We start from the raw sequence: 11178 nt of genomic DNA, 5'->3' as shown, positions 1-11178 counted from the left end.
CTTTCCTCAAAAGAACAATCTCTTTTACAAAGGGAGAAAAGTTTAGAATCAAAAGAAACAAACCTAGAAAGAAAGCTACAAAGCCTTGAGAAAAAAGAAGAGGAGCTTTACACAAAAGAAAGGGAGCTAAGAGAACTAGAAAAAGCTCTTCAAAAGAAAGAAAAAGAGATAGAACAGCAGTATAAAAGTTTAGAAACCATTAAAAGCGAAATAGAAGAACTTAAAAACAAGGAACTTCTAGAGCTCCAAAGAATAGCGTCCTTAACTAAGGAAGAAGCTTATCAAGAGATATTGAGAAAAGCCGAAGAAGAGGCTAAGATAGAAAGCATAAGGATAGCAAAAGCCATAGAGGAAAAGGCAAAAGAAGAAGCTGAAAGAGAAGCAAAGAGAATTATCACCACATCTATTCAAAGACTATCCCCAGAGATAGCAATAAATTACAGCACATCCACAATAGAGCTTCCAAGCAATGAATTCAAAGGGCGTATTATAGGAAGAGAAGGAAGAAATATAAGGGCTTTTGAAATATTAACAGGCGTTGATATTATAATAGACGACACCCCAGATACCGTTACACTTTCATCTTTTGACCCTATGAGAAGAGAGATAGCCAAGCAAGCTCTTGAAAAACTGATAATTGACGGTAGGATACATCCAGCTCGCATAGAAGAGGTTGTTGAAGAAGTTAAAAAAGAAATGGATAACAACATAAGAAAACTAGGTGAAGAAACCGTTATGGAGTTAGGCATCCACGATATGAACCCAGGGCTTTATTATTACATAGGTAAGCTTTACTATAGGACATCTTATTCACAAAACGTATTGCTCCATTCAAAAGAGGTGGCAACGATAGCCGGGCTCATGGCCGCTGAACTGGGCTTAAACGAAAAAGCTGCTAAAAGAGCCGGGCTTTTGCACGATATAGGAAAAGCCATATCAAATGAAATGGGTGGTTCACACACAGACATAGGCATAGAATTGTGCAAAAAGTATAAAGAGCCTGATTATGTTTTAAACGCCATAAAAGCACACCACGAAGAAGAACCCGTTAAATATCCAGAGGTAGCTTTAGTATGCGCAGCAGATGCTCTTTCAGCAGCAAGGCCAGGAGCGAGAAGAGAATCCTTAGAAGCTTATATTAAAAGGTTAGAAAAACTTGAAGAGATTGTAAAAAGTTTTCCAGGTGTATCAAACGTATACGCTATGCAAGCCGGTAGAGAAGTAAGGGTTATCGTATCACCTTCCGAACTTACAGATGAGCAAGCTTACGATATGTCTAAGAAAATCGCTAAGAAGATAGAAGAAGAAATGGATTATCCTGGCAACATAAAGGTCGTAGTTATAAGAGAAAATAGGTTTGTAGAGTATGCAAGATGATTTTTGTTGTATGGCTTTTAGAAAAAATAATTTTATATTTAACTGTAGGAGCGCGTTATGTACAAAAATACTAAGATAGATTTCAATCTTATAAAAAAGTACGATAAGCCAGGCCCAAGATATACTAGCTATCCTACAGCGGTGGAGTTTAAGCCTTTATCCTCTGATATTTATAAAAAAGAGCTAGAAGATATATTGCACGATGAAAGGCCTCTATCTTTATATATTCATATACCTTTCTGCGAAAATGCGTGTTGGTTTTGTGGGTGCAACGTAATAATTTCTCACAGGACAGATGTGGCAAAACCATATCTTAACTATCTCTTTAAAGAAATCAATATGCTAAAAGATGTTTTGAAAGATTACAAGAAAATTGACCAGTTTCACATAGGTGGGGGGACACCAAATTTTCTAGATAACGAAGATTTCTACAATATGATGTCATTTATCAAAGATAGATTTGATTTTACAGAAGAGCCCGAGGTATCAATAGAAATAGACCCTCGCCATATAGATTACAAAAAATTAAAACTCTATAAAGAACTTGGATTCAACAGAATTAGCATGGGGATACAAGACTTTGATAGAAATGTTCAAGAACGTATAAACAGAGTACAAGATGAAGAGCTTTTAAAAAGTGTAATTTACGATATAAGGAGTTTAGGTTATAAAAGCTTAAACATAGACCTTATGTATGGATTGCCAGGCCAAACGGTTGATACATTCAAAAGCACCATAGAAAAAACTATAGAATTTTCTCCAGATAGAGTGGCGGTTTTTAATTTTGCTTACGTACCTTGGCTAAAGCCGCTTCAACGTAAAATTGATGCTGCAACTCTGCCAGAAGCGCCTGTGAAACTTGACATGTTAAAGCTGGCCATAGAGTTGTTTGAAGCCAACGACTACGCTTTTATAGGTATGGATCACTTTGCAAAAAAAACAGATGATCTTTATTTAGCCCAAAAGCATAGAAAACTTTGGAGAAACTTCCAAGGTTATACCACTAGAAAAGGTGTACATCTAATAGGAATAGGTGCTACATCTATAGGCATGTTAGACAAAGCTTATTTCCAAAATCATAAAACCTTAAGAGATTACTATAGCGCTTTAGATAAAGACGTTTTTCCTGTTATGAGAGGGTATATCTTAAACCAAGACGATATGATAAGAAGAGAAGTGATAATGGATATTATGTGTAATCTTTACGTAGATAAAATGAACATATCTTCTAAGTTTGGTATAGACTTTGACGAATATTTTGAAAAAGAGCTTTTAGAGTTAGAAGAGTTAGAACGTGACGGTCTTGTTAGTATAAATGAAGATAAAATAGAGGTAAACCCAGAAGGTAGGCTTCTTATAAGAAATATAGCCATAGTTTTTGATGTATATTCAAAAACTAAAGAAAAACCAACATTTTCTAGGACTATATAAAAAAGTCAAAAAAATTTGGAGAAATTTTTATATTCTTATGCTATAATATTTGCATGGAACATTATGAGCATGTAATAACTAGCATAGTAGCTATGGTAGTAGCCTTAGGCTTGGTGTTAGCTGCTGGCAAACCCAAAATTATACCATCGAAGTTGCAGTTTGCAATAGAAAGTTATGTGAATTTTTGCAAGTCGATGGTAACCGAAAACATGGGAGAGCAAGGCTTACGTTATTTACCTCTTATAGCCTCTATAGGGCTTTTTGTATTCTTTGGAAACGTTATGGAGCTTTTACCATTTGTAGACGCTCCTACTGGCAACATAAATACCACTTTAGCACTTACCCTTATAGTATTCTTTCTATATCATTTTGAAGGTTTCAGAGTCAACGGTCTTGGCTATATAAAGCACTTTATGGGTCCAATAAAAGCGTTAGCACCTTTCTTCTTTATAATAGAAATCATGTCTCACTTAGGAAGAGTTGTGTCGCTATCATTACGTCTTTTTGCCAATATGAAAGGGGGAGCTATACTTCTTATCTCGATAATAGGTGTTTTGATAGGAAACCCATTTACGTTGGCAGTATCTCCAATAGTACTTGTATTTTTAATAACAATAAAGGTTTTAGCAATTGTTTTGCAGGCTTTTATCTTTATGATATTAAGCACTATATATATAGCTGGCGCTGTGGTGCACGAGGAACATTGATATGAATATAAATAAAATTCTTCTCATAATGGATATGGAGAATGGCGATTGCACTAAGCTTATAGGTAAAATACTGGATGTTGTGAACAATTTTAAAGCAAACTTAGATGTTCTTGTGGTGTTGGAGTCTGTAAAAAAGGCAGAGGATATAGCAATCTCTTTTGGCATGCCCTTTGACCCATACATGAAGGAAAATAGTATAAAACAAGCTACAGAAAGACTAAAACGTATATTCCCTAAAGATATGAATGTAAATTTCCATGTAAAAGTAGGCGATTTTGACGAAGAAGTAGAAGCAGTCTACAAAGAAGTAAATCCAGATATGATTTTATTAGCTTGTAACAATTTTAATAAAGATATATCTAAATTTTCTAAATCCACAGGTAAACCCATTTTATTAATAAATTAGGAGGATATTTATGAAGCTTAAAACCCTCATGCTTTTAACTCTTGCTAGTAGCATAGCGATGGCTGACACTGCTAGTTCAAGCGGCTCAGATGCACACGCAAGAGCGCTGTTTTATGGTTTGATGGCGGTCGCCGCAGGTGTTTCCATAGGTCTTGGTGCTTTGGGTGCCGGCGTAGGTGCTGGTTCTGCCATAAGAGGTGCAGAAGAAGGTATGGCTAGAAACCCAAACATGGCAGGTAAGTTGCAAACCATAATGTTCATAGGCTTGGCATTCATTGAAACGTTTGCGCTTTATGCTATGTTGTTCTCTATAATATTCGTATTTACCGGTATATTCTCAGGAAAAGCAGGATTCTAAACTTTAAAGCATCGCCTTGGGTAGAGGCGATTACAAATATCTACCCATTTTAAAAAGAGGTAGCCATGACAAACGCATTAAAGCCTCATATATCAAATAGAAAAAGAAAACGTGTTAGTGGGTTTTTGGCTCGTATGTCTTCAAGGTCTGGTAGAAATGTTATAAAAAGAAGAAGACAAAAGGGAAGAAAGAGACTGGCCCCTTGAAATATTTGCTTATAAAATTAGTTAGGTTTTGGCAGATTTTCATATCACCCTTATACCCCAGTTCATGTAGGTTTTATCCTACGTGTTCTAATTATGCTATTTTATCCATTGAAAAGTATGGAGCTTTTAAAGGTAGTATGAAAGCTTTTTGGCGCATATTAAGATGTAACCCTTGGAATAAGGGCGGCGTAGATTATCCGTAATGGAACAGATAGATTTAAAAAGGTTAATTGCAATATTTTTTGCAGTATCTATTACCATACTTGCTTATCAATATATAACCGAATATTTCTTTAAAAGCCCACCACCAAGCTCTCAACAAAAAACGGTAAAAACAAATACCAACCAAGCAATTTTGCCATATCAATATCAAGGTGGCATAAACTTACTTCTTGATTCCCAAAGGCAAAGTGCAAATATAGAAAACGGTGTTTTAATACATCTTAAAGATGCAGATATAAAATTTGCTTACAACGGTGGGAGGATAGTATATTATTACATTAAAAACTTCAAACAAAACCTCATAACACCTCAAGAATACACCCTAAAGATTTTTCCTTTAGAAGTTTATACTGGTAACCCTTCCATAGATGAAGCGATAAACTTTAGCAACTACAACATATCTGCAACAAACAACAACGTTGTTATGACACTAAAGTTACCAAATATAGAAGTTGTTAAAGATGTACACTTTGATAAAGAGGGTTTTATATCAAAAGTAAGCGTATCCTTGATAGGTTATAACAAACCGTACTTCGTAATGATCGGCAACAACCTAAATGAAGAGGATTTGCATACTCATCAAGGACCAGTTTTTAAGCTAAACGGAAACGTTAAGAGGCTTGATAACGACGATATAAAAACTTATAAAATAATAACTGGTAACATATCTTTTGCCGGCGAAGAAAGTAGATTTTTCTTTCAGGGTTTAAAGGGTCATATAAATTCTATACAAATATACAAAGAAAAGCTAGGCAAAGATGAGTTTACACTTATGCTTGCTTCGTTTGATGGCAAAGCTCTTATGTTTTTTGGACCAAAAGAATACGATTGGCTTAAGAAGGCGGGTCTTACTGACGTACTTGACTTTGGAGACTTTAGAATAGTAGTAGAGCCTTTGTTTAAATTTTTATATTTTATATATATAAAAACAGGAAACTGGATAATATCTATTTTTGTTTTGACGCTTTTAATAAGAATATTGTTCTTCCCGCTAAACTATAAATCCACACTGTCAATGTCAAAACTTTCAGAAGTAGCTCCAAAAATGGAAAAAATCAAAGAAAAATATAAAGATGATCCAGTTAAAATGCAAGAAGAAATTATGAAATTATATAAAGAAGTGGGCTTTAACCCAGCCTCAGGATGCTTACCCATCCTTGTGCAAATACCAATATTTTTCTCCCTTTACAAGGTTATTGTGATAACAGCGGATTTAAAACTAGCTCATTTTTTATGGATACACGATTTAACCCAAAAAGACCCATATTATATTTTGCCCATTTTAATGGGTATAACCATGATTATGTCCTTGAGGTTAACTCCAAATCCAGACCCAAGGCAAAACTCCGTTATGTACATAAGTTCTTTGTTTTTTGTATTTTTATTCGCTTCGTTTCCAGCAGCCTTAGTAATTTATTGGACTATAAACAATATTTTAAGCTTTTTACAAACTTACCTTATTAGAAAGGTTTTACTAAAAGATAAATTAAGTCAACCACCAAAATCTCCAAAAACAAAATAAAAGTGTTATAATAGTGGTATGTTTGAGTTTATAAGAAAGCACAAAGAAACGTTTGCCATATTGTCAGGTATAGTAACTGCAGCTTTTTTCCTATGGAACTTTGCAGCTGGTAACATCACGTCTTTGTTTCATTCATCAGAAAACTGCATAGCAAAAGTAAATGGTGACTGCGTAAGTATATCAGATTTTAGAAGAGTAGCCATGAGAACCAATCAACAAATGACACCCATGTTAAAGCAAGAAATTTTGAATTCTTTGATAGATGATGATCTTTTATACGAACAAGCCAAAAAAGAAGGCTTTTTAGTATCCGATAAAGAAGTGGCAGACATAATATCCAAAGACCCTTCTTTCCAAGTGGACGGGAAATTCAACTTCGAAAGATACAAAGCCGTGTTGGCAGAGGCTGGATATACACCAGAGACCTATGAATCCTATATAAAAAAGCAACTTACCATACAAAAATACACGTTGTTTATTACAAACGCATCCTATGTTAGCGATATAGAATTAAATGCCGCCAATATGATCAACAACACACTTTTATCTGGAAAAGCTTATATAATAGACCCAAATTCTGTAAACATAAACTATACGCCAACAGAACAGGAGATAGAGGACTATTACAACAAACATAAAGATGAATTTAGAGTAGTAAACCCATCGTCAATTATATATTGGGAAACTACGGATAAAAATAAGGCAAGAGAAATATACATGGCTCTTAAATCTGGTAAAATACCTCCCGGTTTCAAACCTTTTGATGAAAAAACAATGTCAAAAACTTTTGGTGCAGTAGTAAAAGCCCTAAACCCACAAAATCCTGTACTAGTAGGAAACGTTGGCAACAACATATACATCTTCACATATCAAAACACAAAAAACTCTACCATAATGCCACTTTCTCAAGCAAAAAACCTAGTCATACAAGATATAGTGATGGAAAAAAAGATAATGGCTTTAAAAAGTTTTGCTAAAAACATATACAACAGCTTAAAAGCTAAAAAACCTGTAAATATAAAACCGGTGGCATTCAACAACTTACCTTTATCTAGAATATCGACTATGGTTGATATAAAATCTTCCGATATAGTCCCGATGATTACAGAAAAAACACCTGCATTCTTTGGCCCTTACGTCTCTACCAGCGGTAGTGCTTATGTAATAATAGAAGTGGATTCAAGGAGCACCAAGAATCAGCAAAATCCGGAAAAGACGTTTGCTCAATTGATAAGCCTAAAAGCAAACGTTTTAATGAATTACCTTATAAAAGATTTAAGAGCTCATGCCAAGATAGATATAAACAAGAGCTTATACAACAACCTTTAATGTGCTAAAATAATCTTATGGAAGAGAAAGAATTTATACTATGGTCTAAGGAAAAAAACGCTATCACAACCGCTTTAGAGTCTGGTGTAAAAGCTATAATAGTAGGCTCAGAAGAAGAAGCAAAAAACGTAAGCAAACTAGGGAAAATAGAAACATGGGTATTGGGAGAAGACATAGAGTATATCAAGATTTTAAACAAAGAAGATGAGTTAAGGGCTGCTAAATCTCCGAAAAAGGTGCTGGTAGAAACAACAGATTGGACTATAATCCCACTGGAAAACATTATAGCTCAAAAAGAAGATGTATATGTTATAGTAAAATCTGAAGAAGAAGCAAAAACTGCATTAAATATATTGGAAAAGGGCGTAAAGGGTGTTGTTTTAAAAGACCCCGATTTAAACCTTATAAAGAAAATATCAAACGTAGTGGAACCAAAAGAAAAGTTAAACCTTGTAGAGGCTGAAATTTTAAGAGTACTACCGGTAGGTATGGGAGATAGAGTGTGCGTAGATACAACCTCTATATTAAAAAAAGCAGAAGGTATGCTAGTAGGTAACTCTTCCGGCGGAATGCTTTTGGTGGCAGCGGAAACAGAAGAAAACCCTTACGTTGCCTCAAGACCCTTTAGGGTAAACGCTGGTGCTGTGCATATGTATACTAAGGTACCAAACAACAAAACTATATACTTGTGCGAAGCAGAAGCTGGAAAACCTGTTATGGTTTACGATAAAAACGGCAACGGAAGAACAGTTTACGTTGGAAGAGCGAAAATTGAAAGAAGGCCTATGCTTTTGATAGAAGCTATCTCAAACGGCAAAAAGTTATCTGCTGTGCTTCAAAACGCAGAAACTATAAGGCTCGTAAAACCTGACGGAGAGCTTATATCCGTAGTAGAGTTAAAAAAAGGTGATAAAGTTTTAGGATATATAGAACAAGAGGGAAGACATTTTGGCATGAAGGTAGAAGAAACTATCACAGAAAAATGAAATACCTTGCACCTTCTATTCTTTCAGCTGATTTTTGGAATTTGGGAAAAGACATAGAAGCTACGTTAAAAGGCGGAGCAGATATAATTCATTTTGATGTGATGGATGGCGCTTTTGTGCCAAATATCACGGTAGGACCTTATGTTTTAGAATGTTTAAAAGAAAAACTTCCAAATATTACTTTTGACGCTCATCTTATGATAAACAACCCAGATCTCTATATAAAGGATTTTGTGGAATCAGGTGCCTCTATGGTGTCCGTTCATATAGAGAATGTACCTCATATACATAGAACTATTGAGCTTATAAAACATTTAGGCGCCAAGGCTGGTGTTGCAATAAATCCTGGTACTTCTTTAGATGCTATCGATGAAATCCTTTACTATGTTGATTATATTCTTGTTATGTCTGTAAACCCAGGTTTTGGCGGGCAGAGTTTTATAGAGCGCTCAATTTATCGTGCTAAAAGCTTAAAACAAAAGATTTTAGAAAAGGGTTTAAACTGCCTTATAGAAATGGACGGTGGATTGAAATTTAACAATTTGCACCTCGTAAAAGAATATGTGGATATATTTGTAATAGGCTCTGGTATTTTTAAAGAAAAAGATATAGAATCCATCACCAGGAAAATAAAAGATTTTCTAAACAATGTTTAAACATATAAAACCTTTTATCGTAATGGATATTTTAAAAAAAGCATCAGCATTTGAAGATGCGATACACCTTGAAATTGGAGAACCAGATTTACCACCGTCTAGAAGCGTTTTAAACCACCTTCAAAAAGCCATAAGCGATGGATCTTTTGGGTATACCGAAGCAAAAGGCTTGAAAAGTTTAAGAGAGGCTATATCAACATACTATAAAAATTTCTACAACGTAGATATATCACCAGAAAGAATTATAATCACCACTGGTTCTTCAGGTGGGTTTTCTTTAGTATTTGGGCTTTTAGAAGGAAAAAACATTGCTTTGCAAGACCCAGGATATCCATGTTATGAAAACATAGCTTACGCTTTTGATAAAAGCGTTGTAAAAATACCAGTTTTTGAAGATACGAGCTTTCAGATCACAAAAGAGCACCTTAAAAACGTTGAATTTGACTTGCTTTTAATATCTTCAGTGTCAAATCCCACTGGTGTTGTATATAGCGAAGAGAACCTAAAAGACATAATAGAATTCTGCGAAGCAAATAAAAAGGTTTTTGTATGCGATGAAATATATCACGGACTTGTTTATGATAAAAGCATAAAAACTGCTCTTTCTTTTAGCGATAATATTTTTGTAATAAATAGTTTTTCTAAGTTCTTTTGTATGCCAGGATTTAGAATAGGTTGGATTATAGTACCAGAACGATATATAGATGACGTGGAAAGACTATCTCAGAATATGTTTATAAGTGCTCCTACCTTATCCCAATACGCTGCTTTAGGAGCTTTTGACTATGAATATCTCAACTTCGTTAGGAATACTTTTAAAGAAAGAAGAGATTTCTTTTATAAAGAGTTAAAGAGCATATTTAACGTACCAGTAAAACCAGAAGGAGCTTTTTATGTATGGGCAGATATATCAAAATACAATATGAAATCTAAGGAATTTTGCGATTTATTGTTTGAAAAAACGAAGGTAGCAATCACACCAGGGATAGATTTTGGCACCAACCAAACGGATAAATTTGTAAGATTTTCTTTTGCAAAGGATATAGCATATTTAAAAGAAGCTATATCTCGCATAAAAAACGTGCTATAATTTGAATAAAACTTGTTTAGAGAGGAGAAGAAACTATGAAAGACGTATATTTTATGGAGAGAGACCCTTATGCACCCATAAGACATTGCTATGGCATAAGCAAAATCCTTTACGAAGGCAAGTCAAAATACCAAGAGATTCAGGTGGTAGAATCCCATTATTTTGGGAAAATGTTGATACTTGATGGTGTAGTACAATTTACAGAAAAAAATGAGTTTTTCTACCACGAAATGTTAACTCATCCCGTAATGTTCGCTCATAAAAATCCCCAAAATGTACTTATAATAGGCGGAGGAGACGGTGGTATTCTAAGAGAAGTGCTAAAACACAAGACTGTGAAAAAAGCTGTATTAGTAGACATAGACAAAGACGTAGTGGAAGTATCCAAAAAGTTTTTCCCTACCGTGGCTTGTTCAATGGACGACCCTAGAGCTATTATATTAAATGAGGATGGCTTTAAATATATTCAAGATTACAAAAATGAGTTTGATGTAATCATAGTAGACTCTACAGATCCTGTCGGTTTTGCACACGTGCTTACCACAGAAGAGTTCTTTAAATACGTGTTTGAAGCTTTAAAAGAAGATGGTATATATGTTGGACAATCAGAATCTTTGCATTATCATCTTGATATAGTGGTTCGCTTTCAAAAAGCTTTGAAAAAAAGCTTTCCCATAGTGGATCTTTACACTACCGTTATACCGGTTTACGCTGGTTATTGGTGGAGTTTTTCAGTGGGTTCTAAGGTTTACAATCCAAGAGAAATATCAAGAGATGTGGATGTAGAAACGAGGTTTTACTCGGATGAGATTCACAAAAACGCCTTCTTACCACCCAATTTTTATCAAAAGGTTTTAAACGGTACTTTTAAATACTAAACTATAA

General features: G+C 34.6%; 13 protein-coding genes. All 13 read left to right on the top strand.

Annotation, left to right across the window (positions count from 1 at the left end; all coding sequences use genetic code 11):
* Positions 1-1377 (top strand): ribonuclease Y (gene rny, locus ACP5S8_RS02500; protein WP_461875566.1); only part of this gene is annotated, 1377 nt, incomplete at its 5' end.
* Positions 1378-1434: 57 nt separating this feature from the next.
* On the top strand, positions 1435-2808 hold the full coding sequence (hemN, locus tag ACP5S8_RS02495; RefSeq protein WP_461870183.1) for an oxygen-independent coproporphyrinogen III oxidase: 1374 nt from the start codon (positions 1435-1437) through the stop codon (positions 2806-2808).
* 53 nt (positions 2809-2861) lie between these two features.
* Complete coding sequence (atpB, locus tag ACP5S8_RS02490; RefSeq protein WP_461875565.1) at positions 2862-3515, top strand: F0F1 ATP synthase subunit A; 654 nt, start codon at positions 2862-2864, stop codon at positions 3513-3515.
* 1 nt (position 3516) lies between these two features.
* Positions 3517-3924: a hypothetical protein gene (locus tag ACP5S8_RS02485; protein WP_461875564.1), complete on the top strand. Its 408-nt coding sequence runs from the start codon at positions 3517-3519 to the stop codon at positions 3922-3924.
* Between the two features lie 10 nt (positions 3925-3934).
* Entirely contained in the window at positions 3935-4282 is a 348-nt protein-coding gene (atpE, locus tag ACP5S8_RS02480) for an ATP synthase F0 subunit C (protein WP_461875563.1), read from the top strand.
* A gap of 65 nt (positions 4283-4347) precedes the next feature.
* Entirely contained in the window at positions 4348-4488 is a 141-nt protein-coding gene (gene rpmH, locus ACP5S8_RS02475) for a 50S ribosomal protein L34 (protein WP_461870187.1), read from the top strand.
* A complete protein-coding gene (gene yidD / locus ACP5S8_RS02470) occupies positions 4485-4691 on the top strand; it encodes a membrane protein insertion efficiency factor YidD (RefSeq protein WP_461870188.1) in 207 nt (68 codons plus the stop codon). The genes rpmH and yidD overlap by 4 nt, the downstream gene beginning before the upstream one ends.
* Positions 4691-6232 carry a membrane protein insertase YidC gene (gene yidC, locus ACP5S8_RS02465; protein ID WP_461875562.1) on the top strand — a complete coding sequence of 514 codons (1542 nt, stop codon included), beginning with the start codon at positions 4691-4693 and terminating at the stop codon, positions 6230-6232. Before yidD ends, yidC begins: the two co-directional genes overlap by 1 nt.
* Positions 6233-6250: 18 nt before the next feature.
* Complete coding sequence (locus ACP5S8_RS02460) at positions 6251-7561, top strand: peptidylprolyl isomerase (protein ID WP_461870190.1); 1311 nt, start codon at positions 6251-6253, stop codon at positions 7559-7561.
* A gap of 17 nt (positions 7562-7578) precedes the next feature.
* On the top strand, positions 7579-8547 hold the full coding sequence (locus ACP5S8_RS02455) for a 3-dehydroquinate synthase II (protein ID WP_461875561.1): 969 nt from the start codon (positions 7579-7581) through the stop codon (positions 8545-8547).
* Positions 8544-9203, top strand: a complete 660-nt coding sequence (gene rpe / locus ACP5S8_RS02450; protein ID WP_461875560.1) for a ribulose-phosphate 3-epimerase — start codon at positions 8544-8546, stop codon at positions 9201-9203. Before ACP5S8_RS02455 ends, rpe begins: the two co-directional genes overlap by 4 nt.
* Positions 9196-10293, top strand: a complete 1098-nt coding sequence (locus ACP5S8_RS02445; protein ID WP_461875558.1) for a pyridoxal phosphate-dependent aminotransferase — start codon at positions 9196-9198, stop codon at positions 10291-10293. The genes rpe and ACP5S8_RS02445 overlap by 8 nt, the downstream gene beginning before the upstream one ends.
* Before the next feature lie 35 nt (positions 10294-10328).
* Positions 10329-11171 carry a polyamine aminopropyltransferase gene (gene speE / locus ACP5S8_RS02440; protein WP_461875557.1) on the top strand — a complete coding sequence of 281 codons (843 nt, stop codon included), beginning with the start codon at positions 10329-10331 and terminating at the stop codon, positions 11169-11171.
* Positions 11172-11178: the final 7 nt, after the last annotated feature.

The sequence above is a fragment of the Hydrogenobaculum sp. genome (genome assembly GCF_049967395.1).
Lineage (GTDB): Bacteria > Aquificota > Aquificia > Aquificales > Aquificaceae > Hydrogenobaculum.
Note: the sequence above shows the minus strand (reverse complement) of the source record. Positions and strands in the feature narration are given on the sequence as shown.

What these genes read in the sequence shown, in the direction of transcription:
- hemN (WP_461870183.1), top strand. Translation starts at nt 1,435, where the DNA reads ATGTACAAAAATACTAAGATAGATTTCAATCTTATAAAAAAGTACGAT.
- atpB (WP_461875565.1), top strand. Translation starts at nt 2,862, where the DNA reads ATGGAACATTATGAGCATGTAATAACTAGCATAGTAGCTATGGTAGTA.
- ACP5S8_RS02485 (WP_461875564.1), top strand. Translation starts at nt 3,517, where the DNA reads ATGAATATAAATAAAATTCTTCTCATAATGGATATGGAGAATGGCGAT.
- atpE (WP_461875563.1), top strand. Translation starts at nt 3,935, where the DNA reads ATGAAGCTTAAAACCCTCATGCTTTTAACTCTTGCTAGTAGCATAGCG.
- rpmH (WP_461870187.1), top strand. Translation starts at nt 4,348, where the DNA reads ATGACAAACGCATTAAAGCCTCATATATCAAATAGAAAAAGAAAACGT.
- yidC (WP_461875562.1), top strand. Translation starts at nt 4,691, where the DNA reads ATGGAACAGATAGATTTAAAAAGGTTAATTGCAATATTTTTTGCAGTA.
- ACP5S8_RS02460 (WP_461870190.1), top strand. Translation starts at nt 6,251, where the DNA reads ATGTTTGAGTTTATAAGAAAGCACAAAGAAACGTTTGCCATATTGTCA.
- ACP5S8_RS02455 (WP_461875561.1), top strand. Translation starts at nt 7,579, where the DNA reads ATGGAAGAGAAAGAATTTATACTATGGTCTAAGGAAAAAAACGCTATC.
- rpe (WP_461875560.1), top strand. Translation starts at nt 8,544, where the DNA reads ATGAAATACCTTGCACCTTCTATTCTTTCAGCTGATTTTTGGAATTTG.
- ACP5S8_RS02445 (WP_461875558.1), top strand. Translation starts at nt 9,196, where the DNA reads ATGTTTAAACATATAAAACCTTTTATCGTAATGGATATTTTAAAAAAA.
- speE (WP_461875557.1), top strand. Translation starts at nt 10,329, where the DNA reads ATGAAAGACGTATATTTTATGGAGAGAGACCCTTATGCACCCATAAGA.